19 protein-coding genes and 1 riboswitch are annotated in these 24,146 nt (G+C 66.9%); of the genes, 13 read left to right on the forward strand and 6 right to left on the reverse strand.

Annotation, left to right across the window (positions count from 1 at the left end; translation table 11 throughout):
* The first annotated feature begins 36 nt into the window (after window positions 1-36).
* Genes DFS21_RS23655 through DFS21_RS23690 form a run of 8 tightly spaced genes read left to right on the forward strand, consistent with a single transcriptional unit; the run spans window position 37 to window position 7,838 of the window.
* The gene (locus tag DFS21_RS23655) at window positions 37-1,842 is read left to right on the forward strand and encodes a DUF2341 domain-containing protein (RefSeq protein WP_111533256.1); all 1,806 of its coding nucleotides are present in this window, start codon (window positions 37-39) and stop codon (window positions 1,840-1,842) included.
* A 10-nt stretch (window positions 1,843-1,852) separates the two neighbouring features.
* Window positions 1,853-2,278, forward strand: a complete 426-nt coding sequence (locus tag DFS21_RS23660; RefSeq protein ID WP_046855393.1) for a biopolymer transporter ExbD — start codon at window positions 1,853-1,855, stop codon at window positions 2,276-2,278.
* Window positions 2,279-2,286: 8 nt separating this feature from the next.
* Window positions 2,287-2,961 (forward strand): energy transducer TonB, encoded by a 675-nt coding sequence (locus tag DFS21_RS23665; RefSeq protein WP_046855394.1) that lies wholly within the window; start codon window positions 2,287-2,289, stop codon window positions 2,959-2,961.
* Window positions 2,962-2,999: 38 nt separating this feature from the next.
* A complete protein-coding gene (locus DFS21_RS23670; protein WP_111533257.1) occupies window positions 3,000-4,697 on the forward strand; it encodes a putative porin in 1,698 nt (565 codons plus the stop codon).
* Between the two features lie 15 nt (window positions 4,698-4,712).
* Window positions 4,713-5,360, forward strand: a complete 648-nt coding sequence (locus tag DFS21_RS23675) for a DNA repair protein (protein ID WP_111533258.1) — start codon at window positions 4,713-4,715, stop codon at window positions 5,358-5,360.
* A gap of 28 nt (window positions 5,361-5,388) precedes the next feature.
* The gene (locus DFS21_RS23680; protein WP_038706233.1) at window positions 5,389-5,865 is read left to right on the forward strand and encodes a YbjN domain-containing protein; all 477 of its coding nucleotides are present in this window, start codon (window positions 5,389-5,391) and stop codon (window positions 5,863-5,865) included.
* Window positions 5,862-6,818 carry a peptidylprolyl isomerase gene (locus DFS21_RS23685; protein ID WP_111533259.1) on the forward strand — a complete coding sequence of 319 codons (957 nt, stop codon included), beginning with the start codon at window positions 5,862-5,864 and terminating at the stop codon, window positions 6,816-6,818. Before DFS21_RS23680 ends, DFS21_RS23685 begins: the two co-directional genes overlap by 4 nt.
* Window positions 6,819-6,875: 57 nt before the next feature.
* Window positions 6,876-7,838, forward strand: coding sequence for a LysR family transcriptional regulator (locus DFS21_RS23690; protein WP_111533260.1), 963 nt, complete (start codon window positions 6,876-6,878; stop codon window positions 7,836-7,838).
* 174 nt (window positions 7,839-8,012) lie between these two features.
* Here DFS21_RS23690 and alkB read toward each other — a convergent pair whose 3' ends face one another.
* On the reverse strand, window positions 8,013-8,657 hold the full coding sequence (gene alkB / locus DFS21_RS23695; RefSeq protein ID WP_111533261.1) for a DNA oxidative demethylase AlkB: 645 nt from the start codon (window positions 8,655-8,657) through the stop codon (window positions 8,013-8,015).
* 81 nt (window positions 8,658-8,738) lie between these two features.
* Complete coding sequence (locus tag DFS21_RS23700) at window positions 8,739-10,829, reverse strand: TonB-dependent siderophore receptor (protein WP_110701449.1); 2,091 nt, start codon at window positions 10,827-10,829, stop codon at window positions 8,739-8,741.
* A gap of 133 nt (window positions 10,830-10,962) precedes the next feature.
* Between DFS21_RS23700 and ykgO the strand changes: the two genes are divergently transcribed.
* Window positions 10,963-11,109, forward strand: a complete 147-nt coding sequence (gene ykgO, locus DFS21_RS23705) for a type B 50S ribosomal protein L36 (protein WP_023632134.1) — start codon at window positions 10,963-10,965, stop codon at window positions 11,107-11,109.
* Window positions 11,110-11,159: 50 nt separating this feature from the next.
* On the opposite strand, the gene DFS21_RS23710 is transcribed toward ykgO, so the two are convergent.
* The 3 genes from DFS21_RS23710 to DFS21_RS23720 form a co-directional block, all read right to left on the reverse strand.
* Window positions 11,160-12,614: a PepSY domain-containing protein gene (locus tag DFS21_RS23710; protein ID WP_250888462.1), complete on the reverse strand. Its 1,455-nt coding sequence runs from the start codon at window positions 12,612-12,614 to the stop codon at window positions 11,160-11,162.
* Window positions 12,615-12,619: 5 nt separating this feature from the next.
* Complete coding sequence (locus DFS21_RS23715; RefSeq protein WP_111533262.1) at window positions 12,620-14,773, reverse strand: TonB-dependent siderophore receptor; 2,154 nt, start codon at window positions 14,771-14,773, stop codon at window positions 12,620-12,622.
* 71 nt (window positions 14,774-14,844) lie between these two features.
* A complete protein-coding gene (locus tag DFS21_RS23720; protein WP_038706229.1) occupies window positions 14,845-15,234 on the reverse strand; it encodes a DUF2946 family protein in 390 nt (129 codons plus the stop codon).
* 143 nt (window positions 15,235-15,377) lie between these two features.
* A riboswitch (cobalamin riboswitch) is annotated at window positions 15,378-15,582 on the forward strand.
* Window positions 15,583-15,671: 89 nt separating this feature from the next.
* Between DFS21_RS23720 and DFS21_RS23725 the strand changes: the two genes are divergently transcribed.
* From DFS21_RS23725 to DFS21_RS23735, 3 genes are read left to right on the forward strand one after another with little or no spacing between them, the layout of a single operon-like run.
* Window positions 15,672-17,627, forward strand: coding sequence for a TonB-dependent siderophore receptor (locus DFS21_RS23725; RefSeq protein ID WP_111533263.1), 1,956 nt, complete (start codon window positions 15,672-15,674; stop codon window positions 17,625-17,627).
* 11 nt (window positions 17,628-17,638) lie between these two features.
* Complete coding sequence (locus DFS21_RS23730) at window positions 17,639-18,367, forward strand: ferredoxin (RefSeq protein ID WP_371926931.1); 729 nt, start codon at window positions 17,639-17,641, stop codon at window positions 18,365-18,367.
* Window positions 18,360-19,283 carry an ABC transporter substrate-binding protein gene (locus tag DFS21_RS23735; protein WP_110701438.1) on the forward strand — a complete coding sequence of 308 codons (924 nt, stop codon included), beginning with the start codon at window positions 18,360-18,362 and terminating at the stop codon, window positions 19,281-19,283. The genes DFS21_RS23730 and DFS21_RS23735 overlap by 8 nt, the downstream gene beginning before the upstream one ends.
* A 45-nt stretch (window positions 19,284-19,328) precedes the next feature.
* On the opposite strand, the gene DFS21_RS23740 is transcribed toward DFS21_RS23735, so the two are convergent.
* On the reverse strand, window positions 19,329-20,687 hold the full coding sequence (locus DFS21_RS23740) for an 8-oxoguanine deaminase (RefSeq protein ID WP_102684998.1): 1,359 nt from the start codon (window positions 20,685-20,687) through the stop codon (window positions 19,329-19,331).
* Window positions 20,688-21,254: 567 nt separating this feature from the next.
* Here DFS21_RS23740 and DFS21_RS23745 point away from each other — a divergent pair.
* Window positions 21,255-24,131, forward strand: coding sequence for an HD domain-containing phosphohydrolase (locus DFS21_RS23745; protein WP_111533265.1), 2,877 nt, complete (start codon window positions 21,255-21,257; stop codon window positions 24,129-24,131).
* The last annotated feature ends 15 nt before the right edge of the window (window positions 24,132-24,146 follow it).

Below are 24,146 nucleotides of genomic sequence, written 5' to 3' on the forward strand. Positions count from 1 at the left end.
TTGACCTACTGACCGGCATCGGCCTGGAGACCTCTCATGCAACGCCTGATATTGACCTTGCTGCTGTGCCTGGGCTTCGCCCTGCCGGGCAGCGCCAGCGCCTGGTGGCAGGACGACTGGATGTACCGCAAGCAGATCGCCGTGGACACCACGCCCCAGGGCGCCGGCCTGACCCAGGCGCTGGGCCGCACCGCGCTGCTGGTGCGCCTGCACACCGGCAACTTCAGCTTCGACGGCGTCAGCGAAACCGGCGCGGACATCCGCTTCGTCTCTGCCGACGACAAGACCGTGCTCAACCACCATGTCGAGCAGTTCGATCCACTGATGGGCATGGCGCTGATCTGGGTCGACATGCCGCGTATCGAGCCTGGCCAGCGCCAGGACCTGTGGATGTACTACGGCAACCCCAAGGCCCAGGCACCCGCCGGCCAGCCGAGCTTCGACGCCGACTACACCGCGCTCTACCACTTCGACGGTGCCGCCGCCCGTGACGCCAGCCCTTATGGTAACCAGCTGCAAGGGCCGACGGTCAGCGTCGATGGTGTGATTGGCCGGGCCATCCAGCTCGGTGGCCAAGCCTTGCTATTGCCCGCCAGCGCCTCTCTGCAACTGCCGGCGGGCGCGGCGTTCAGCTTCAGCACCTGGCTGCGCCAGGACCAGGCGGTGGGTGAGCAACTGCTGCTGGCGCGCCGCGAGGCCGGCCACAGCCTGCTGCTCGGCCTGGCCGAAGGCGTGCCCTTCATCGAGGTGGACGGCCAGCGTGCCGCCGCCAATCAGGCGCTCGGCGCCGGCCAATGGCAGCACCTGGCGCTGGTGGGCGAGGGCGGCAACCTCACGCTGCTGCTCGAAGGCCAGCCGGTCGCGCGACTGGCCGCGAGCCTGGCGGCCTTCAGCGGCGCCATCGGCATCGGTGGCGACCTGCCAGCGGCCGAGGGCGAGGCCGCCGGCCACTACGCGACCTTTGTTGGCGCCCTGGACGAGCTGCGTGTTTCCCGCGTCGCCCGCAGCCAGGCCAGCCTGCAGGCCGACGTGCTGGCCCAGGGTGCCGAGTCGCGCCTGGTGGTCTATGGCGTTGACGAAGAACAATCCGGCTTCGGCTTCGGCGGCCTGGGCTTCCTGCTCAAGGCGGTGCCGGTGGACGCCTGGGTGATCATCGCTGTCCTGGTGCTGATGATGGTGCAGTCGTGGGTGATCATGCTGCGCAAGCAGCGCACGCTCAATCGCGTCACCGCCGCCAATACGCGCTTTCGCGAGCGTTTCGCCACGGTCGGCACGCGCCTCGAGCAGTTTGCCGACGATCAGGACCTGCATAAGCAACTGACTGACTCCTCGCTGTGGCGCCTGTACCTGGTGGCGGTGCAGGAAATTCGCACCCGCCGCGCCCAGGGCGCCGACACCCGTGAAGTGTCCGCGGCCACCATCGAGGCCATCCGCTGCTCCATGGACGGCGTGCGCACCCGCGAGAACCAGGCGCTGTCGGCGAAACTGTCGACCCTGTCCAACGCCATCGCCGGCGGCCCTTACATCGGCCTGCTGGGCACGGTGCTGGGGATCATGGTGGTGTTCCTCGGCACCGCCATGGCCGGCGACGTCAACATCAACGCCATCGCCCCGGGCATGGCCGCGGCGCTGCTGGCCACCGCCATGGGCCTGTTCGTCGCCATCCCCGCGCTGTTCGGCTACAACCGCCTGACCACGCGCAACCGCGAAGTCAGCGCCGACATGCGGGTGTTCGTCGACGAGTTCATCACCCGTCTGGCCGAGCTGCACGGCGAGGGCCAGGCCGGTGACGCGGCGCTGCGTCCGGCCGGGCGCAGCGTCAACCCGTCGATCCCGGCGTGAGGAGGCAGCCATGGCATCCGTGAACAACGCCCAAGACGACGACGCCGACGCCGCGGTCGACAGCATCAACATCACCCCGCTGGTGGATGTGCTGATGGTGGTGCTGGTGATGTTCATCCTCACCGCCACCGCGCAGGTCTCCGGGATCCAGGTGCAACTGCCCAAGGCCAGTGCCACGGTGTCGCTGGCCCAGCCCAAGACCAAGGCGATCTCGATCAACGATGCCGGCCAGGTGTTCCTCGACGCCTACCCGGTGACGCTGCAGGAGCTGGAGGACCGCCTGCGCAGCGAAAAGGCGCGCAGCCCGGATTTTCCGTTGATCGTGCGCGGTGACGCGGGTGTGCAGTACCAGAAAGTGGTCGAGGTGCTCGACCTGCTGCGCCGTCTCGAACTGGCCCAGGTCGGGCTGGTCACCGGCAAGCCGAACCAGGGGTGAGGGCAGGCATGGAACCTAAAGCCAACTTCCGCCGCCTGCTGACCTGGGCCGTGCTCGCCGTCGCTGGCGCGGGCCTGGCCTGGCTGCTGTGGCAGTGGGCCAACGACATGGCCGGGGTGCGCCGCGAGGCGCCCAAGGTGCCGGCGATCATCCCGCTGCCGCCGCCTCCACCGCCGCCCCCGCCCGAGCCGCCCAAGGAGCCTGAACCGCCGGTCGAGGAAAAGATCGTCGAGCCGCAGCCGGTGCCTGAGGCCGAGGAGGTCAAGCCCGCCGAGGACGCGCCGGACCCGGCCCAGGACCTGGCCGACCCCATGCAGATGGACGGCGACGCCCAAGCGGGCGGCGACAGCTTCAACGTCGGTGCTGGCAAGGGCGGCGGCATGGCCGGTGGCGGCGGTGGCGGCCTGGGCAGCGGCACCTATAGCCAGTACCTGGCCTATGCCTTCCAGCGCCTGCTGCGCGACAACCCCGAGCTGCGCAACCTGGTGTTCAACCTGCAGGCCGAGATCTGGCTCAGCGCCGCCGGCGAGATCACCCGGGTCGAGCTGCTGCGCGGCAGCGGCGAGCCCGAGGTCGATGCCCAGGTGCTTGCCGCCCTGCGCGGCGCCCGCGCTCTCGACCAGCGCCCGCCCGCCAACCTGACTTTGCCGGTGAAGATCGCCCTGCAGGGGCGCCGGCCATGAACAACGAAGCACGACTGACCCACAGGAGCTGCAAACCCATGAAGTGCCCAGTCAACCGATTGACCCTGGCGCTCGGCCTGCTGGCCGCCGCCACCGCGGTCGGTCCGGCCGTCGCCCACGCCGCACCGTCGGAGAACGCGACCGTCAACCTGATCCGCCTGCTGGTGGAGCAGGGCGTGCTCAAGCAGGACAAGGCCGATGCGCTGATCGCCCAGGCCGAGCGCGAGGCCCAACAGGCGCGGGCTGTCAGCGCCGCGCCGATCGTCGCCCAGGCCCCCGCGGCCAACGGCGAAGTGCGCGTGCAGTATGTGCCGGCCATCGTCCGCCAGCAGATCCGCGACGAGATCAAGGCCGAGGTGATGAACACCGCCAAGCAGGAAAACTGGGCCGCGCCCAACACTTTCCCCGACTGGGCCTCGCGCATCAGCTTCGACGGCGACCTGCGCCTGCGCTACGAGTCGCGCGGCTACGCCGACGGCAACAGCAACGAGATCGTCGACTTCGCCAAGCTCAACGACAAGGGCCCGTACGATGTCAACGCCAACAGCGGCTCGAACCTGCCGCCGCTGCTTAACACCCGCGAGGACCGCGACAGCCTCCTGCGCCTGCGCGCGCGCTTCGGCCTCAAGGCCCAGCTGGCGGACAACTGGGTGGCCGGCATCCGCGTCGCCACCGGCTCCAACAACAACCCGGTGTCGACCACCCAGAACCTCGGTGGCGGCTTCGGCAAGAAGGACATCTGGCTCGACCAGGGCTATGTCACCTGGACGCCCAGCGAGCGACTGACGTTGACCGGCGGGCGCATCGCCAATCCGTTCATGTCCACCGACATCCTCTATTCCCACGACCTCAACTTCGATGGCGTGGCGGCGATCTTCGACCAGCCGCTGAACCGCGACCTCAGCCTGTTCGGCACCGTCGGCGCGTTCCCTGTGCAGTACAGCGACGACAGCGCCAGCAGCAACGGCCTGGACAAGGAGGACAGCGACAACAAGTGGCTGTACGGCGCGCAGCTGGGCGCGAAATGGGCGCTCAACGACCATCACCGCCTCAAGGGCGCGATGGCCTACTACCGCTTCGACGACATCGCCGGCGAGCGCTCCAGCCCCTGCGCGCCCTGGGATGGCCAGCCGGCCTGCGACAGCGACGAGACACGCCCGACCTTCATGCAGAAGGGCAACACGGTGTTCCTGCTGCGCGACATCACGCCCAATCCGGCCAACCCGGCGGCCACGCCGCAGCCGCAGTTCGTCGGCATCGCCTCGGAGTTCGAACTGCTCGACCTGAACCTGATGTGGGATGCCAACCTGCCCCATGACTTCAAGCTGCGCAGCCAGGCCAACTACATCCACAACCTGGCCTACGACGAGGGCGACATGCGCAAGCGTTCGGCCGGCCAGCTGGCCAACAACATCGACGAGAACGGCAACATCAAGAGCGGTGGCGACGCCTGGATGTTGCAGTTCACCCTGGGCAACGCCCTGGACATGCGCAAGGCCGGCGACTGGAACCTGTTCGCCGGCTACAAGCGCATCGAGCCTGACGCGCTGCCGGACGGGTTCAACGACTCGAGCTTCCACCTCGGCGGCACCAACGCCAAGGGCTATTTCCTCGGTGGCAACTACGGCCTGGCCGACAACGTCTACGCTACAGCCCGTTGGTTGAGTAGCGAGGCAGTCTACGGCGCGCCGTTTGACATCGATGTGCTACAACTTGAAGTCAACACGCGGTTCTAGGGAAGGAGCACGGGCATGAACAAGGGAGTCTATCGCCATCGTTGCGCCTGGTTGATGCTGGCGCTGGGCGCAAGCCTGGCCGCCTCGGCGTCGGCTGAAACCCTCGAAGAGCGCCTGCGCACCCAGTTGCGCAGCACCACGCAACAGCTGCAGGCCCTGCAGAGCGAGCAGGCCCAGGCCAGCGCCGCCCGCCAGGCGGCGGAACAGCAACGCGACGCGGCCCTGGGCCAGGTGCGCGAGCTGACCGCGCAACTGGCCAGGGCGCGCGGCCAGAGCGAACAGCTCGCCGGCCAGCAGCAGGCCGTGCACAACCAGGCTCAGGCGCTGGTGGCCAGCAGCAACGAACAACTGCACAAGTACAAGCAGGCCTATGACGAACTGCTGGGCATGGCGCGGGCCAAGGAAAGCGAGCGTGCCGGCCTGCAGGCACAACTGGCCGAACGCGATGGCCAGGTGCAGCAGTGCCAGGCGCGCAACCAGCAGATGTACGGGGTGGCCAAAGAGATGCTGGCCGCCTATGAAAAGGTCGATATCGCCGATGTGATGAAGATGCGCCAGCCCTTTGCCGGCTCGGCCCGGGTCCGCTTCGAGGAGCTGGCCCAGGCCTATGGTGACAGACTCTACGAAAGCCAGTTCGACGCCCCCACGGGCGTGACCCAGTGACGTTTTCTCAACGCAAGGAAGTAAGCACATGACCGAAGTCACCCTGATCGAAACCGTTAGCGCCGACTCCCTGACCAAGCTGCTGCAGGATGCCGGCTGCCGGGTCAATCGCACCGAGCAGAATGCCGTGGTGCAGTTGCTCAGCGCCAGCCAGGGCGTGGGTTACGCCGTACGTTTCGGCAACCGGGCGCTGAACCAGGAAGGCGAGTTCCTCGATTTCACCTTCAGTTGCGCGCTGCGTATCCAGGGCGAGCTGCCCGCGGGCCTGGCCGAGCGCTGGAACGCCACGCGGCGTTTCGCCCGCCTGTCGGTGCAGGGCGAGTTCCTGGTGATGGAGAAGGACGTGGTGGTTGCCGACGGCGTCAGCGAGAAACACCTGCTTGGCAGCCTGTTGCTGTGGGATCGCCTGCTGCAGGAGTTCATCGTCTACCTGCGCGACTACAGCCGCAATGTCGCCGAAACGGCGCCCGAGCAGGTGGCCAGCGATGCGGTGAGCGCTTCGTGACGGCGCGAACCCTGTGGGCCGGCGCTGGCGCGCTGGCCGTTGTCGCAGTGGCGGTCGCCCTGGCCTTGCGCCCGGGCGACCAGCCGGTGGCGGCGGCGCGCCCGGCTTCGCCCGCCACCCTGGTGGCCACCGACAACGGCCCGGTGCTGGCGCGCCTTGGCGAGCAACAGGTGGGCAGTGGCGAGCTCAAGGCGCTGTTCGCCCAGTTGCCCGAAGAATCCCGCGCCAGCCTGCGCGGCGACCGGCCGGCACTGGAGGCCTGGATCCGCGCCCGCTTGGCGGAAAAGGCCCTGTACCAGCAGGCCGAGGCCCAAGGCTGGTTGCAGCGTCCGGAGATCCAGGTGCAGACCCGCGCGGCCACCGAGCAGATCGTCTTGCGCGACTATCTCGACTCGGTGAGCAAGGTGCCCGACGACTACCCCACCGAAGTTGAGCTCAAGCAGGCCTACGAGGCAGGCAAGGCTGGTTTGCAACTGCCGGCACGCTATCGCCTGAGCCAGATCTTCCTGCGGGTGGAAAACCCCAAGGATGACGAGGCCGTGCGCAAGCAGGCCCAGGCCCTGGCCAAGCAGGCCCAGGCCGCGGATGCGGACTTTGGCGCATTGGCCCGCGAGCATTCGCAGGATGCCGGCACCGCCGCCAACGGCGGGGATACCGGCCTGCAGGCCTTGGCGCAACTGTTGCCGGAGGTGCGCGGGGTGGTGCCGAAACTCAAGGTGGGCAGCGTCAGCGAACCGGTGCAGAGCGCGGCGGGCTATCACATCATCAAGCTGGTGGAGCAACAACCGCCCCGGGCGGCGACCTTCGACGAGGTGGCCCCGCGCCTGCGCCAGGTGCTGCGTGCCCAGCGCCAGGAGCAGGTGGCCAAGGCCTATGTGGAGGGCATGTTCGACACTGCCACCCTCAGCATCGACGGCGCGGCGCTCAACCAGGTGCTGGAAAGCAGCCGCTAGTCGCCAACAACCATGGAAGAAGCGGGCCTGCCCAGGCGAGCCCGCAGGAGGCGAGGGATGCCTATCGATCTGTCCCGGGGGCGAGCCCCGGATACCAGCGTGCCCGTCGTTCGCCCCCAGGTGCCGCTGGCCCTGGACGAACAGACCCTGAACTGTTTTCTGGTCACCGCGCGCTGCGGTTGTTTCATGCAGGCGGCGCGGCGGCTCAACCTGAAGCCTGTGGCCCTGCGCAAGCGCCTGGCGGCGCTGGAGGCACGCCTGGGCTACAGCCTGTTCGTCAACCGCAACAACAACCCGGTGCTCAGCCAGCAGGGCGAGCGCCTGCAGCATGTGCTCCAGGCCCGCGAACCGGTGGTGCCACCACCGCGGGAAGCCAGCGCCAGTGTGCGCCTGGCCGTGGCCGAACCACTGCTGCAGGACCTGCTGGGCCGCAACCTGATCAACTTCGTGCGCCAGCATGCCGGCATGCGCCTGGAGGTGGCCACGCTCGATGGCCGCCAGGTACCCGAGCAGGCCGCGGATGTGGCGCTATGGCTGGGCGACCTTGACCAGGGCGCCCGCAGCGGTTGCTTTGCCGACACCACCGCCGAAGCCCTGGCCACCCTCGAGTACCTGCCGCATATCGCCAAGCGTTATGCCCGCGAGGCCAACCGCCCGACCAGCCTGGCGCACCTGCAGGACTACATGCTGGTGCAATGGCAAGGCGAGGTCGGCGTGCAGGCGTTGACGCCCTGGCAGACGCTGTTGAGCACCCGCTCGGCCGGCGTGACGCAGATCCAGGACTACGAGATGTACTGCCAGCTGATCAAGTGCAGCGCCAGTGTCGGTTTGCTGCCGCACTACGCGGCGCATCTGGATCGTGGCCTGTTGGCCTTGCCGGGGTTGTTCCGCGAGCCGATGCGCCGGCGCGTGTGGCTGGCTGTCGATGAGCGCACCGAAGCCGACCCGTTGGTGCAGGTGATGGTCGGGGCGATCCGCGCCGCGTTCGAGGAACGCCGGGAATGGTTTGCCGGCCGTTAGGGGCAGCCTAGTGTGGTGTTTCACAAATAACGACCATAACTCGCGGCGCTTTTTGCGCTCATGCGGCGTTGTCGCTCCTCGCCGTAGCTGGGCTACGACTCGTCGCGACGCCTTGCCTGAGCGCAAAAATCGCTCGCGATTTATTGGTCGTATTTGCAAAACACCACACTAGGATCAGCCGGCCTTGCGCAGCGTCAGATTGATCCGCCGTTCGCCCATGCGCGGATGCAGGCCAGGCTTGATCGGCAGCACGCCATGAAAGCGCAGGCGGTCCTCGCCGCCCCACACCAGCACGTCGCCGTGGTTCAGCGGGATGCGCCGGGTACGGTCCGAGCGCTGCAGCCCGCCCAACAGGAACACTGCGGGCAGGCCCAGCGAGATCGAGACGATCGGATGGGCGTAGTCCTGCTCGTCGCGGTCCTGATGCAGGCTCAGGCGGGTACCCGGCAGGTAGTGGTTGATCAGGCAGGCATCCGCCACGAAACCGTCGAAACCGGCCTGGGCGGCGGCGCGCGAGGCCAGCTCGACCAGCACCTGGGGCAGGGCAGGCCAGGGCTTGCCACTGACCGGGTCGGTGGCGGAGTAACGGTAGCCGCTTGCGTCGCTGACCCAACCCAGCGCGCCGCAATTGCTCAGCGCCACGGCCATGCGCAGGCCGCCGGGGGTCTGCATGTGGCGAAACGGCGCCGCGCGCAGCACCGGGCGCAAGGCATCGAGCAGGGGCTCGAGCTCCGCCAGGGCGAAACCTGGCAGCAGCGTGGTGTGCGCGGCCAGCTGCTGGGGGTGTGCGTCGAACAGATCGAGATCGGACTGGATCATGCCAGGGGCTGCTTGGGTGGTGTCCGCACAGTGTATCGCGATGCCCCGGTGCGTGGGGCATCGCGAGCCACTGCGCCGGCCTCAGAGGCTGAGCGTCAGGCTGACACTGACATTGCGCGGCTCGCCCGGCAGCACCCATGAACTGTTGTACGAGCGCTCGTAGTACTTGCGATCGAACAGGTTGTTGAGGTTCAGACCCACAGTGACCTGCTCGCTGGCCTTGTAGTGCGCCAGCAGGTCGACCGTGCTGTACGAGGGCAGGGTGAAGGCGCTGCCGGCCTGACCGGAGCGCTCGCCGACATAGTTGAACGCCGCGCCCAGGTCCGAACCGCGCAGGGCGCCATTCTGGAACTCATACACGCCCATCACGCTGCCGCTGTTACGGGCAATGCCCAGCAGGTCGCTGCCCTTGGGCAGGCTGGCATCGCCCTTGGTGACCTCGGCATCGATGTAGGCATAGGCGCCGATCACCCGCACCGCCTCGCTGAGCTGGCCGCTGAACTGCAGGTCCAGGCCCTGACTGCGCGCCTTGCCGGCCGCGATGCTCTCGCCCAGGGCATCGGTGGTGATGACGTTCTCCTTGTCGATATGGAACAGCGCCACCGTGGCGCCCAGGCGGCTGTCGAACAGGTCGAGCTTCAGGCCGGTCTCGTAGCCGAGGCCTTTCTCGGGCTTGTACACCTGCCCTTGGGTGCCGATGGTGTTGGGCTTGAACGACGTCGATGCGTTGGCAAACACGCCGACCTGCGGCGTCAGCTGGTACAGCAGGCCGACGCGGGGCGTGGCGACATCCTTGGCCTGGCTGTTGCTGATACCGCTGCTGCGGTTCTGCGAGGTCTGCTCGATGCGCTCCAGGCGTACCCCGACCAGCCCGCGCAGGCGCTCGCTGAAGGCGATCTGGTCCTGCAGGTTGAGGGCATGGCTTTCGGTGCGTTCGAAGAAGTCATTGGCGCGGGTGAGGGCCGGCTTGGGCTTGCCGTACACCGGGTTGCGGATGTCCAGGCCGTAGCTGGCCAGGGTCGCGCTCTGCGGGTACTTCTGGCTGTTGCGGTAGTTCTCGTACTCCAGGCCGATCAGGCTCTGGTGCTGCCAGCCGAGCAGCTCGAACTGGCCGTGCAGCTCGGCTTGGGTGATGTTGTCGTTCCACTCGAAGTCGCGCTCGCGGTAGAAGCGCGTGAGCGTGTTGCCGACCAGGGCCTGGGGCTCGGAGCTGTTGCCCTTCAGTGTGCCCTGGGTGTAGTGGTTGGCCAGGCGCAGTTTCCAGTTGTCGTCGAGGAAGTGCTCCAGGGCCAGGTCGACGGTCTGGTTGTCGTTGCGGATCTTGCCGTCGTTGGGCTCGCCCATGAACGCCGAGCGCTGCACCGAGCCCACCTGGCCATTGACCGCCGGGATGCCGCGGTCGAACACTGATTCGGTGCGGGAAAACTCGGTGTCCAGCAGCAGGCGGGTGTCGGGCGACAGTTGCCAGCTCAGCGACGGGCTGACGATCCGTCGCTCGCTGTTGACGTGATCGCGGAAGCTGCCGTTGTCCTCCACCGCCAGGTTGACCCGGCCCAGCAGGTTGCCTTGGCTGTCCAGCGGCGCGTTGGCGTCCAGCGTGCCGCGGTAACGGTCCCAGCTGCCGGCGCTCAGGTTCACGGTGCTGAACGTCTCGGCCTGGGGCCGCTTGCTGACGATGTTGACCAGCCCGCCGGGGTCGCCACGGCCATAGAGGCTCGCGGCCGGGCCCTTGAGCACCTCGATGCGCTCGATGCCGGAGGTGTCGGGCGCGCTGTAGCTGCCGCGGTTGACGGCGAAGCCGTTCTTGTACAGCTCCCCTGTGGTGAAGCCGCGCACGCTGTAGTTGAGAAAGGTCAGGCCACCGAAGTTGTTCTGCCGCGACACGCCGCCGGCAAAGTCCAGGGCGCGGTCGATGCGGGTGGTGTTGAGGTCCTTGAGTACCTGGGCCGGCACCACTTCGATGCTCTGCGGGGTGTCGCGGATATCGGTGTCGGTGCGCGTGGCGGTGGCCGAGCGGGTGGCCCGATAACCCTGGACCGGGCCATCGGCGCGTTCTTCGAGGTAGGCGTCGGTGATCGAGGTTTCGTCCAGCACCAGGGGTTGGGCCGCAGCGAGCGGTTGACCGAACAGGCCCAGGGTCAGGCCGGCCAGAAGGGGAGCGCGAGGGTTCAAGGGGGATCTCCGTTAAATATGTAATAACATTACATTATCGTTCCAGTCATCGCCAGAAGAAGGTGTGACAGGGCGGTTGCGCAATGAGAATGATTTGCGTTAATGTTATGTTATTACGTATCCGGAGGTTCTCATGCAAGTACTGTCCTCACTCAAGCAGGCCAAGCGCCGTCATCGTGACTGCCAGGTGGTCAAGCGCCGTGGTCGGATCTATGTGATCTGCAAGTCCAATCCGCGGTTCAAGGCCAGGCAGGGCGGGGTAAAGAAAAAGCGCGGGTAACCGGTCAATGGCAGTCAGGCGAAAGGGGCTGCTCAGCAGCCCCAATGACGCTACCGAAGCGTCCTGCGCAGGCGTCGCCAGGCCAGTACCACACCACTGAGGGCTATCACCAGGCCGCCGCTACTCAGGCCGATGATCAACCCTTCGCGCAACAGCGGCCGCGCCAGCAGCGGTTGCCAATCCCAGCTGTGCAATAGGTTGAACAACCAGCGCCCAGCACGTTGCGCCCGGTCGTGGCTGGCCACCAGCGTGCCGCTGGCAGGGTCCAGGTAGGCCCAGGTGTCCGCCGCGTCGGCGAAGCGCAGGCGCAGCACGGGCAGTGGACGCGCCTGGGAGCCGTACATGCTCTGTGGCTCGCGGGCGAAGTAGTGGAAGTCGTAGGCGCTCTGCCAGTCATCCGCCACCGTCACCCCGGGAGCCATCGCTTGCGCGGCCGCCCGCAGCCTTTCCCGGCTGAAGGTACGCGCCGGCGGGGCGTGTGCTTCAAGGATGCGGCTGTCGCCGTCGGCGCTGCGGGCCACTGCATAGGTGACGTCGGCCAGGCGTTGCCATTGCAACTCCACTGCGGCGAACCCGGTTTCGTCGCGCAAGCGGGCCAGGGCCGTGGCAATCGGCAGTTGCAGGTCGGTGGCACGCAGCGGCGCTTGTTGCAAGGCGATCTGCGAGCGGCTGTCGGTCACGCCCCAGGGGCGCATCGACATCAACCCGCTGAACACCCACAGCACCAGCACCCCACCGAACAGCAGCCCGCCGATGTGGTGCCAGCGCAACCAGCCGCCGGGGTAGGGGCTGCATGATCCGCTGCGGTAGCGTTTGCGCAGCCGCAGGCGCAGGATGCCCACCGCGATGCCCATGAGCGCCATCAGCGTGCCGAGCAGTGAAAGGCCGATCACCAGGGTGCGCCAGCCATTGTCGAAGCCCAGGCCGCCACGCAACGGATAGAGCCAGTGCAACCAGGCACCGACCCAATTCCAGGCGCGCTCGCGGCCGCTCGCATCGCGCACCACCTCGCCGGTGCGTCCGGACAGGTACAGCCAGGTGCCGGCCGCATCGTCCACTTGCACCCGGTGCAAGGGGCGATCGCTGTCCAGGGCCCGGGAGTGGGTCCACATGTCCTCGTCCAGCGTGCCCTGGTAAGCCAATGCCGCGCTGCCGGCGTACTGCCGGGCATTGGCCAGGGCCCAGGCCGCGTCGGCGTTGGCCAGGGGCTCGCCGTTGGCTGCATCGAGGGTGACGCGGCGACCGTCCGCCAGCTCCAGCAAATAGTACGGTTGCCCGCCCAGGCTGGTCAGGCGCAACGCCTTCAACGGCTGCTCAGCCCATTGCGCCGGCAACTCGGCGCAGCATCCCGCCGGCAAGGCCGGCAGGTGGGCCAGGCGCTCGGCCGTGGTCAGCTTGGGGTAGCCGACATACAGCATGACCACTCCGGAGACGAACCACAGCGCCATGAACAGGCACGCGACGATGCCCAGCCAGCGATGCCACAGGTACAGCTGGCGTTTCAGGCCCATCAGTAGCGCCACTGCACAGCGACTTCCAAGCTGCGCGGCTCACCCAGGTAGTACTGGGTGTTGGTCTGGTGGATGAAGCGGGCGTAGACCTCGTCGGTGAGGTTGCGCAGGCGGGCGCTGAGTTGCACGTGCTGGTCCAGGTCGTGGGTCATCGACAGTCCGTAGACGGTGTACGAAGGCACCCACTGGGTGTTGGCGGTGTTGGCGTAGACCGCCGAGACGTAGCGGGCGTCGGCGCCGACCTGCCAGCCCGGCGCCAGGTCGTAGGTCAGCCACAGGTTGGCCACCCGGTCGGGGATGTTCACCGGGTTCTTGCCCTTGCGCGAGTACACCACGCCGCCGATGGTCTCGTTGAACTCGTCGTATTCGGCGTTGACCCAGCTGAAGTTGCCCGCCGCCAGCAGTTTGGGCGTGACCTTGAACGACGCCGCCAGCTCGATGCCGGTGGAGGTTTGCTGGCCGGCCTGCTCGGTGGTGTTGGGCACGGTCGAGGAGGGCACCGAGATGTTCTTGCGCACGATGCGGTAGGCCGCCGCGGTGGCCGAGCCGCGCCCGTCGAGGAAGTCGAACTTGCTGCCCACTTCCACCTGCCTGCCGGTGCTCAAGTCGAAGTCGCCGACCTGGCTGAGCGAGGCGCCGGTGAGCGAGCCTCCCGGCGGCTCGGCCGAGGTGCTGTACTGGGTGTACAGGCTGACATTTGAGGTCAGGTCGTAGACCAGCCCCAGGCGCCCGGTGAAGGCGTCCCAGCGCCGGTCCAGCTTGGCCCGGGTCACGTGGTCGACCACGTCGAAGTCGATATGGTCGTAGCGCAGCGCGGTGACCAGCGACAGCTGGTCGGTCAGGCGGGTACGGTTTTCGACAAAGCCCGCAGTGGTGTCGGTGGTGGTGCTGCGCCCCTTGGCGCGTGGAGCGTCCATGCCAGGGATGTCGAGGAAGTGGTCGGGCTGGAAACCGTTGGGATCGATGCTGTCGAACGCGCCCTTGGACAACGGGTAGGCGGTCTGCTGGTTGCGGTTGTAGTCCATACCGAACGCCCAGTCGCTGGCCAGGCCGAACAGCTGGCCCTGGTGGGTCAGCTCGACGCGGTTACCGTTGACCTCCTGGTCGTGGCGCTGGCGGTAGCCGCCGGAGCGGGCGATGGCGGTGTTGCCGGGGTTGTAGCGGTACACCTCGAGGTTGCGGTAATCGCGCTGGCCGTTGTAGTGGTAGAAGGTGTTGCGCAACTGGTTGCTGTCGTCGATGCGGTAGTCGGTGATCGAGCGCAGCCAGCGGGTGCGCTGCTCGTAGCGGCCGTCCTCGACGTTGTAGTTGTCGAAACGGTGATGCTTGTCGATGTGCAGGGTGCCGCTGGCCGGTTGCAGCACCGGCGCGCCCCAGTAGGGGCTGTCTTCCTTCTCTTCGAGGTACTCGATGGCCAGGGTGTGCGACAGCTGGTCGTTGATGTCGCTGAGCAGCGAGAAGGCCAGGTTGCCTGCCCCGTTCTCCTGGCGGTCGATATAGCCATTGGTGCTGGTGCGGCTGTAGTCGAGCCGCGCGTAGTGGCGTGGGCCGTCACCGCTGTTGAGCGCCTTGTTGAAGCCGACCGAGGTTTCCATCGTGTCGTAGCGCCCGTAGCTGACGCGGCCCTCGAAGGTGTCCTCGTCGCGGTTGGCCAGTTTGGTGATCATGTTCAGGCTGCCGCCCACGGCGCCGCTGCCGTTGAGGAACGACGACGGCCCGCCGAGCAGTTCGACACGGTCGTAGATCCATGCCCCGACCGGGCGCCCGGCGGCGCCGTACTGCAGGTTGATGCCGTTGAACAGCTGGCTGACCTGGGCGCCGTTGAAGCCGCGATACGACACGTAGCCGCCCCAGCCGGGCGGTGCCGAGGCGTTGACTCCGGGCAGCGCATTGGCGGCGTCCTGGAAGTTGCGCGCGCCGATGCGCTGCATGGTCTTGCGGTCGGCGACGCTGACCGAGGCGGGGTTCTCGCGGGCGCTGAGGTTCAGGCGTGAGCCGCTTTCGATGGGCCGGTCGAGGTCGAGGCTGGTCGCCTCCTTGGCTTGGTCGGCCGTGGCCGTGACGTTGCTGGCGGGCAGGGTGAGGGTGTCGTCCTGCGCCCAGGCGCAGGTTGCGCTGCCAACGAGCAGCGCCAGAGTGGTCATGCGGAACATGCAAGGCTTCCTGGCTGAAATCGGTGAGCGCACGCCCGCTGCCGATCAGGCAGTTCGAGGGCGTGGCGATGTCAGAACGCGAGAAGCGAAGCGGGGGAGGCGCGGGGGTTGACCAGTGGCCAGCGCTGCTTGGGCAGCCGTGGCGCGGGTTGTCTGGGTAAGGGTTTGCTCGACTCCCCGGCGAGCAGGGCCAGCAAGCCGAAGAACACCGCCAGCAGGATGGCGCTGAACAGGCTGGCGATCACGCAGTCGCCGCCGGCAGGCAGCACCGGGTCGGTGATGTCCTGGTCGCCCTTGAACACGCCGCTGCTGTCGGCCGCGCACCAGGCGGCGTCATCCAGGCCGGCCAGGCGCAAGCCTGCCATCTGTCCATGGCCCATGGCGCACAGCAACGAGCCGAACAGGATGCTGAAATACAGCACCCAGGCGACTTGCGATCGTGTGTGGCGGGCCAGCTTCATCGGCAAAGCTCGAAGGGAATGGGAATAGATTGGGCGTGCGGATTCTACAACTTTTGACACATCTGCCTAGAGTGATTGGCAGATAAAAAACACGCGAAACGATTCACCGGCCTTTGCTTGACGCACCTTGCCCCAAGGTGTTCAGATGCCGACCGATTTCAGGTGTCCCATGCCGCCGCGCATGGGGTGAAACGGGAAACCGGTACGCGCTTCGCGCCAGTCCGGTGCTGCCCCCGCAACGGTATGCAAGTGATGCCTTCGACAGACCACTGTGGCCCGCGCGTCATGGGAAGGTGAAGACATCTTGTCTTGCGAGCCCGGAGACCGGCCTGGAATGTAGTAGGCAAACTCCTGCGGTGGGCGGGCATGGGCCGGTATTGGCGTGTGCGCGATCCGTGCTCCTGCGTGCTTCTGCGAAAGTCACTTTCGAGAAGAGCATGATTGCTGTGATTCACTCCCGACGTCGTTTCCCCAAGGCCCGGACTTTGTTCCTGGGCTGCCTGGCCAGCCCCCTGGCACTGGCCGAAAACACCCCCCTGATCCTCGACCAGCAGATCGTCGCCGCGCCGTCGGTGGAGTCGACCACGGTCGCCGCCATGGCCCAGTACGGCAGCAAGGTCGAGATCGTCAGCCGCGAGCAGATCGAGCGCGCCGGCCCCGGCGCCGACATCACTCGGGTGATGCAGATGTTCATCCCCGGCTTCTACGTCGCGCCGAAGAACGGCCCGTTCGACTACGGCACCTACTCGCTGCTCGGCGGGCGCAACGACGACACCCTGATCCTGCTCGACGGTGTACGCCTGAACAACCGCCTGTACGGCGGCCTGTACCTGGACACCCTGCCGGCCAACGCGGTGGAGCGCATCGAGGTGCTCAAGGGCGGCCAGAGCCTGTTGTTCGGCACCCAGGCCGTGGCGGGAGTGATCAACATCGTCACCCGCAGCCCGCAACGCCGTCAGGCTTCAGGTGAGGTCAACCTGGGCCTGGACAGCTTCGCCGGCAGCAGCAAGGACGCCCGCGTCGAGCGGATCTTCAGCAATGGCTTCGGCGACCTGGGCCTGCTGGCCTATGTCAGTCACAACGTCTCCGACGGTTACCAGCCGTTTCGCAACCGCGACTACAGCGGCAACGTCAGCGACAAGAAGCGCGGCTACGAGGTGACCACCTTCGGCGGCAAGGCGATCCAGGCCTTCGGTGACGATGCGCGGCTGGAGCTGTTCTACCAGTACACCGACGCCAACCTCGATTTCGCCCGACCGGTGAACAATTACAAGACCACCAATGACCGCGTGCAGCAGATCGCCACGGCTACCTTCGAACAGCGCATCAGCGAGCGCCTGAGCTACTTCGTCAAGGGCCACGTCAATGACTGGGACACCCGCTACACCCGCATCAACAACCGCGCCGACGGCTCCCGCGACGTGGTCAACCACAACGACTACTGGGGCTTCACCGATTGGGGCGTGCAGGCCGAGGGCAAGGCCGAACTCGACGGCGGCCACGTGCTGGTGTTCGGTTCCGACAACCAGTGGTTCAAGGGCCAGGACGACGTGCTGGTGATCGACGACAACAAGGCCCAGGCCAATGCGTTGTACGCCCAACTGCGTCCCAGGATCGAGGCCTTGCCCAACTGGCACCCTAGCCTCGGCCTGCGCCACGAGGCCATAAGCGGCGGCGACAGCGCCACCGTCGGCATGCTCACCTCGCTGTACGACCTGAACGACAACTGGCAACTGCGCGGCCAGTATGGCAGCGCCTACAAGCTGCCCAATGCCGAGCAGTTGTTCGTCAACGAGCCTGGCGACGAGATCGGCAACCGTGACCTCAAGCCCGAGAAGAGCCGCAATGCCGAGCTTGGCCTGGACTACCACGGCCTGCTGCTGGAGCGTGAATTCAGCGCCAGCGTCACCGTGTTCCGCCGCAAGATCACCGACTTGATCACCCTGGACGGCAGCCAGTGGGTCAACGGCCAGGGGCAGGTACAGATGCGTGGCTTCGAGGCCGATGCGCGTATCCAGCTCGACGACCAATGGAGCCTGCAGGCCGACATGACCCGCAACCTCACCGAGTCGCGCACCGGGGCAACGATCAACGACGTGCCGAGTTTCTTCGCCCGTTCGCGGCTCGGTTACGAATCGGCGGATCGCAGGTGGGGGGCCGGGGGCGCCATTCGCTATATCCGCGACGTGGTCAGCTCCAAAGGCGTCGACTACGGCCATTACTCGGTGGTCGACGCCGATGCTTATCGCTACCTGGACGGCGCCCGCCAGCACCGGCTGAGCCTGCTGGTGGAGAACCTGTTCGACCGCGACTATGTCACCAGTCCGGCGAGTAACGTTGACAATCTCGGGCGGCCGTTCACCAGCGAACTGCGCTACACCTACACCTTCTGAGGGGCGTGAGCATGGACTACCAGCGCGTGTTGTTCGTCGGCCCCGGCCTGGGTGGCGGCTCGGCGGCGGAAGCTTTTGGCGCCGAGATTCGTGACCTGCGTGGCCACGAGGCGGGCCGGGATATCGTCGACACCCTGGAGGGGTTCGACGGGCTCTGGGCGGTGGTCCGCGAGGCCCTCGACCAGGGCGTGGAACGTCTGCTGGTGGTGGACCTGGAGCCCACCTCGGACAGCGCTTACCTGGACTGGCTGCGCGATGAGCTGGGGCGCGTGGCGCAAGGTCGGGCCGGCGTCTGGGTCACGGCCCAGGCCCTGGGGCGGCGCGGCCTGGATGCGCGAGCGGCCTGTGCCAGCATCGACGAAGCTGTCCGCCACCTGGCGTGCGACCAGGTCAACGCGGTGGCCAGCGACCCGGACTGGTCACGGGTGCCCGAGCATGCCCGCCAGGTGTTCCTCTGCACCGGCCCCCGCTGCGTGCGCCGCGGCGCCTTGCCGCTATGGAAACGCCTGCGCCGGTTGCTGCTGGAACGTGACCTGATCGAGACCCCGGGTGGCGTGCTGCTGACCCGCACCGGTTGCCAGTTTCCCTGCAACCTGGGGCCCGTGTTGACGGTGCACCCGGACGGCTGCTGGTATCGGGTACGTGATGATCGGGAGGTGGAGGAATTGGTGGAAACGCATCTGCAGGGCGCAAGGATCGCCGAAGGACTGTTGATCAAGGGAGGGGCGTGCGATGCGTAAAGCCTGGCTGCTGTCGCTGGCCTTGTGCTGTGGCACACCGGCCCTGGCCGACAGCTATCGCAACTGCGGGCAGGACTGGCAACGGCCCGTTGCGGCGCCTGCGCGTATCGTCGCCCTCAACCAGCACGCGGCCGACCTGCTGCTCGCCCTCGGCGCGGGGCCGTCGATGGTCGGGGTGGCCTACCTGGACGACAACGGCGCCGCCTACAAGCAGGGCCGCTACCAGGGTGTGCCGGTGATCGCCCGGGAGTATCCGGCCAGCGAAGTGTTGTACGCGCAAAGGCCGGATCTGGTGGTCGGCGGATTCGCCACGGCCTTTGGCGATGGGATCACCTCGCGCAGCAGATTGGCCGGCAACGGGATTGCCACCTACCTGCTCGAGTCGGCCTGTAACGGCCACTCGCTGGACTACTACGGCCATGTCCGGCGTGACCTGACTGTGCTTGGCGAGCTGTTGGGCAGACAGGCGAGGGCGCAGGCATTGATCGACGCGATGGAGACCGACCTGGCGCAGGCCAGGGCGATCGCACCCAGCGGCAAGCCACTGTCGGTGTTCTACCTCGACAGCGAGGTGCGGGGGCTGGACAGCGAAGGCGGGCGCGGGTTCGTCACGCCGTTGCTGGCCGCCGCCGGGGCGCGCAATGTGCTTGCCGGGATAGACCAGTACCGCGTGACGATCAACCGCGAGGCGCTGCTGAGCAGCGACCCCGACGTGATCCTGCTGGCCGACGCCCTGTGGTCGCCGGCCAGCCGCAAGCGTCAGTTGCTGACCCGCGACCCGGTGCTCTCGAGCCTGCGGGCGGTGCGCGAGAATCGCATGATCGATATCCCGTTCACCCAACTGATGCCCACGCCGGCCAGCGGGCGGGTGGCCCTGGAACTGGCGCAGCGGCTCAGGGGGATGGCTGTTCCATAGCAGGCCCTTGAGCTGATCGCGAAGCCTGGCGCGGGAGCGGCTGTGCTACTCGCCGCTGACCAGCTGCCGCGCCAGCTGGTTGTGACGCTCCAATACCCGTGGCAAGTCGACGGTGGCGATGCGCCCGTCCTGAACCACCACGCGCCCGTTGATCACGCTGGTGTCAACATGGGTCGGGGTGCAGAACACCAGCGCCGCCAGCGGGTCGTGGAGGGCGCCGGCATAGGCCACATGGCCGAGGTCGAAGGCGACGAAGTCGGCGACCATGCCCGGTGCCAGGGCACCGATATCGTCACGGTTGAGCACCTTGGCACCACCCAGGGTGGCGATTTCCAGCGCTTCGCGGGCGGTCATCGCATCCGGGCCAAAGCCGACCCGTTGCAGCAGCAAGGCCTGGCGTACCTCGCCGATCATGCTGGCGCCGTCGTTGGATGCCGAACCATCGACCCCCAGCCCCACCGGCACGCCGTGGTCGCGCATCTTGCGGATCGGCGCTATGCCTGAGGCCAGGCGCATGTTCGAGCACGGGCAGTGGGCGACCCCGGTGCCGGTGCGGGCGAACAGCTCGATGCCGTGCTGGTCGAGCTGCACGCAGTGGGCATGCCAGACATCGTGGCCGACCCAACCCAGGTCCTCGGCGTACTCGGCCGGGGTCATGCCGAACTTCTCGCGGCTGTAGGCGATGTCGTTGACGTTCTCGGCCAGGTGGGTATGCAGCGACACGCCGTACTCCCGGGCCAGGACCGCCGCTTCGCGCATCAGGTCGCGGCTGACAGAGAACGGCGAGCAGGGCGCCACCACCACGCGCCGCATCGAGCCATGGCTGGCGTCGTGGTAATCCTCGATCAGACGCTGGGATTCCTTGAGGATGTCGCTTTCCTTTTCCACCACCGAGTCCGGCGGCAGGCCGCCCTGGCTGCGGCCGACGCTCATGCTGCCGCGAGCGGCGTGGAAGCGCATGCCGATTTCCTCGGCGGCGTGGATGCTGTCGTCGAGCTTGCAGCCGTTGGGGTAGATGTACAGGTGGTCGCTGGAGGTGGTGCAGCCCGAGAGGATCAGTTCGGCCATGGCCGTCTGGGTCGAGACCGCGATCATCTCCGGGGTCAGTCGCGCCCAGATCGGATAGAGGTTGGTCAGCCAGTTGAACAGCTCGCCGTCCTGGGCCGCCGGCACCACGCGGGTAAGGCTCTGGTACATGTGGTGGTGGGTGTTGACCAGGCCCGGGATGACCACCTTGCCGGTCATGTCGAGGATCACGTCGGCGTTTTGCGGCAGCGTTTCGCTGGGGCCGACCTGGCGGATCACGTTGTCTTCGATGTACAGGCCGCCGCGTTTGATTTCACGGCGCTCGCCGTCCATGGTCACCAGCAGTTCGGCGTTCTTGACCAGTAGGGTCTTGGGCATGTGTGTCCCCTCCCGTTTGGGATGTGTTTTCTGATTGTAGAGAGGCGCCTGGTGCATGGGCCGGGCGCACCAGGGCCGTCAGGCGCCGCGGCGTGGCCGGGCGTCGATGACAGGGGCGAACGGTTCACCGCGCACGTGCGAAGGCTGCGCCATGGCGGGCGCATCGGGCAGGTGGGCAGACGGTGACAGGACGAATGCGGCAAGTGGCATTCGGGAAGGATGCCCGGTGAAGGCGGGCGGCAGTGGATGTCGCATGGCTTGAGCCTGTCGCAATACGCAACGGCGATGACCGTTGTCGTAGGCGCGAGGCAGTGTAAACAGAATTCGCTTGTTTTGTATACGATGGATTGTTTCGACAAACCGCGGCCTGCAATCGCTTCGAAAAAGTGCATGCAGTCTTATATGGCGTCGTGCCACTATCGGACTGTCTCGCTACCAGCGGATATCTCGGGCCGGCACGTTCGCTTGGGCTGATTACACTGTGGAAATCGCCACACGGGGAGTACCTGGGATGGGCTGCGTGTTGATAGGGCAGGCTGGACGGGCGTGCGCTCGAGGTAGACGGCCATGAACAACCGTGGCCGGAGCATTTCCCTGCAGTGGCTGGTGGCATTGGCGATCATGCTGGGCATGCTGGCGCTGGGTGCGGCCCTCGCCTGGCAAGGCTACCTGGGCGTGCGCCAGGCCCTGGTGGCCGCCGCCGGCGATGCCGCCCAGCAGGTCGGCCGGACCATCGACGAGCGCGCCCGGCGCCTGGTCGACCCGGTGCAGAGCAGCATTCGCCTGCTGGCCTTCAGCCCGGCGTCAAGCACGTTGGCCCAGCGCCTCGAGCAACTGCCGCAACTGGTCGAGAGCCTGCGTGCCAACCGCATGCTCAGCGCCGCCTACGTCGGTTACCCAAACGGTGAATTCCTGCTTGTCCGGCGCTTGCGTGACCCGCAACTATTGCAGCGCTTCGCGGCACCGGCGGACACGGCGTTCCTGGTGCAGACCGTCACCCAGGGCGCCGATGGCGCGATGCAGGGCGAGTGGAGCTTCTATGACCCGGCACTGACCCTGTTGCAGCGCCAGAGCAAGCCCGACTACCAATACGATCCACGTCAACGGCCCTGGTTCATCGAAGCCAGCGCGCAGCCCGAGACCGTACTCACTCGTCCCTACGTATTCTTTACCACCCGCGAGATCGGCCTGACCATGGCCCAGCGCAGCGCCGAGGGCACGGCGGTGATCGGCATGGATGTCTCGGTCAATGACCTGGCCAGCGAGAGCCGCGACCTGCGCATCACCGCCGGCACCGAGATCGCCGTGGTCGACGGTCAGGGCAACGTAGTGGCCTACCCGGACCTGCAACGGGTGGTCGTGCGCGAGGGTGAGAGCGTGCGCCTGTCGCGCGTTGGCGAGCTGGGCATCGGCAGCCTTACGCATATCTACGCCGACATACCCCAGGGCGCGAGCCCGCAGCCGTACCAGGTCGAGGGGCAGACCTGGTATGGCATGCGCGTGCCGCTTACCTCCATGGCCGGACAGCACCTGCAGGTGCTGATCGCCGTGCCGGCCCACGAACTGCTGGCCGGCGCGCGCAAGGTGCTGCTCGAGCAATTGCTCTGGGCCGTAGCCGTGGCAGCTGTGTTGTTGTTGCTTGGCGGGCTGCTGGGCCGACGCATCGGCCGTCCGTTGCGCCGGCTGACCGAGCAGGTGCAGGGCCTGGCCAGTTTCGATTTCAGCCGTGAGGTGGGCGTTGTCTCGCGGGTCTCCGAAGTGCGTGAGCTGAGCCGGGTGCTGAGCCGCATGTCCGGCACCATCCGCAACTTTCAGGCGATCACCCTTACGTTGAGCCGCGAGACCCAACTCGAAGGCATGCTCGACGGCGTGCTCAATCACCTGGTGGCGGCAGCGGGCGTCAGCGCCGGTGCGGTGTATCTGTACGACGACAACAGCCGGTTGCGCCTGGCCGCCGCCAGTCGCGGCCATGACTACCCCGAGGAACTGGCGGTGCCTGAAGGCGAGCGGCATGACCTGGCCAGCGCGGTGACCCAGGCCCTCGCATGGCAAGGGCGCAGCCTGGCGGTGGTGCTCAATGACCGCGGCCAGGCGCGGCTCGGCATCCTGGTGCTGCAACTCGCCGATGCGAACGCGGCCGTGGGCCAACCGTTCCAGCGCTTTGTCGAGGAACTGTCCGGTGCAGCCGCCGTGGCCATCGAGACCCGTCAGCTGGTCGAGGCCCAGCAACGCCTGCTGGACGCCATGATCAAGTTGCTGGCCGACGCCATCGACGCCAAGAGCCCCTATACCGGCGGCCATTGCGAACGGGTGCCGCAACTGGCGCAGATGCTCCTGGACCAGGCCGTGCAGGCTGACAGCGGCCCCTATGCCGACTTCAGCATGAGCGAGGCCGAGCGCTACGAATTCCGCGTGGCCGCCTGGCTGCACGACTGCGGCAAGATCACCAGCCCCGAATACGTGGTGGACAAGGCGACCAAGCTCGAGACCTTGTACAACCGCATCCACGAGGTGCGCATGCGCTTCGAGGTGCTCTGGCGCGATGCCGAGGTCGCCTACTGGCAAGGTGTGGTCAACGGCGATGATGAGCCGGCGCTGCGGCGCACGCTGGAGGCATGCCGGGCAACCTTGCAGGAGGACTTCGCCTTCGTCGCCAACGCCAACATCGGTGGCGAGTTCATGCAGGAGGCCGACATCGAGCGCCTGCGCACTATCGGCCAGCGCCGCTGGCGGCGGCACTTCGACAACCGCCTGGGCATCTCCCGCGACGAGGCAGCGCGGTTCACCGACACCTCGGCGGCAACCTTGCCAGTGGACGAGCCACTGCTTGCCGACCGCGATGAGCACCGGGTGCCCTGGGGCGCTCGTACGCCGCCGGTGGCCAAGGACGACCCGCGCAACCACTGGGGTTTCGACATGCGCCTGCCGGCCCATGCCAGCAACCACGGCGAGCTGTACAACCTGTCGATCCGCCGCGGCACGCTCAACGATGAAGAGCGCTTCAAGATCAATGAGCACATCGTGCAGACCATCATCATGCTCAGCGCGCTGCCGTTCCCGCGCCAGCTCAGGCGCGTGCCGTCAATCGCCGGCAACCATCACGAGAAGCTGGACGGCAGCGGCTACCCGCGCAGGCTTGGCCAGGAGGCGCTGAGCATCCCCGAGCGGGTGATGGCGATCGCCGACATCTTTGAGGCACTGACCGCGGCGGACCGGCCCTACAAGGCGCCGAAGACCCTGTCCGAGTCGGTGAAGATCCTGGTGTTCATGGCGCGGGACAAGCATGTCGACGGGCAGTTGCTGCGCTTGTTCCTGAGTAGCGGGGTGTACCGGCAATATGCCGAGCGCTTCCTGCGGCCCGAGCAGATCGACGAACTGGACGTGGCGTACTGGCTGGAGCAGTTGCAGGGTTTCACGCCTGAGCAATCCACCTACACTCCTTGAGACCTGTTCGGCGGG

Origin of the sequence: Pseudomonas sp. 2848, from assembly GCF_003253945.1 — a bacterium.
GTDB lineage: Bacteria > Pseudomonadota > Gammaproteobacteria > Pseudomonadales > Pseudomonadaceae > Aquipseudomonas.

Coding starts and splice junctions, on each gene's coding strand:
- DFS21_RS23680 (WP_038706233.1), top strand. CDS start 5,389: ATGACCGAAGTCACCCTGATCGAAACCGTTAGCGCCGACTCCCTGACC.
- DFS21_RS23655 (WP_111533256.1), top strand. CDS start 37: ATGCAACGCCTGATATTGACCTTGCTGCTGTGCCTGGGCTTCGCCCTG.
- DFS21_RS23675 (WP_111533258.1), top strand. CDS start 4,713: ATGAACAAGGGAGTCTATCGCCATCGTTGCGCCTGGTTGATGCTGGCG.
- DFS21_RS23715 (WP_111533262.1), bottom strand. CDS start 14,773: ATGTTCCGCATGACCACTCTGGCGCTGCTCGTTGGCAGCGCAACCTGC.
- DFS21_RS23725 (WP_111533263.1), top strand. CDS start 15,672: ATGATTGCTGTGATTCACTCCCGACGTCGTTTCCCCAAGGCCCGGACT.
- DFS21_RS23660 (WP_046855393.1), top strand. CDS start 1,853: ATGGCATCCGTGAACAACGCCCAAGACGACGACGCCGACGCCGCGGTC.
- DFS21_RS23745 (WP_111533265.1), top strand. CDS start 21,255: ATGAACAACCGTGGCCGGAGCATTTCCCTGCAGTGGCTGGTGGCATTG.
- DFS21_RS23690 (WP_111533260.1), top strand. CDS start 6,876: ATGCCTATCGATCTGTCCCGGGGGCGAGCCCCGGATACCAGCGTGCCC.
- DFS21_RS23670 (WP_111533257.1), top strand. CDS start 3,000: ATGAAGTGCCCAGTCAACCGATTGACCCTGGCGCTCGGCCTGCTGGCC.
- DFS21_RS23720 (WP_038706229.1), bottom strand. CDS start 15,234: ATGAAGCTGGCCCGCCACACACGATCGCAAGTCGCCTGGGTGCTGTAT.
- DFS21_RS23740 (WP_102684998.1), bottom strand. CDS start 20,687: ATGCCCAAGACCCTACTGGTCAAGAACGCCGAACTGCTGGTGACCATG.
- DFS21_RS23735 (WP_110701438.1), top strand. CDS start 18,360: ATGCGTAAAGCCTGGCTGCTGTCGCTGGCCTTGTGCTGTGGCACACCG.
- alkB (WP_111533261.1), bottom strand. CDS start 8,657: ATGATCCAGTCCGATCTCGATCTGTTCGACGCACACCCCCAGCAGCTG.
- DFS21_RS23665 (WP_046855394.1), top strand. CDS start 2,287: ATGGAACCTAAAGCCAACTTCCGCCGCCTGCTGACCTGGGCCGTGCTC.
- ykgO (WP_023632134.1), top strand. CDS start 10,963: ATGCAAGTACTGTCCTCACTCAAGCAGGCCAAGCGCCGTCATCGTGAC.
- DFS21_RS23730 (WP_371926931.1), top strand. CDS start 17,639: ATGGACTACCAGCGCGTGTTGTTCGTCGGCCCCGGCCTGGGTGGCGGC.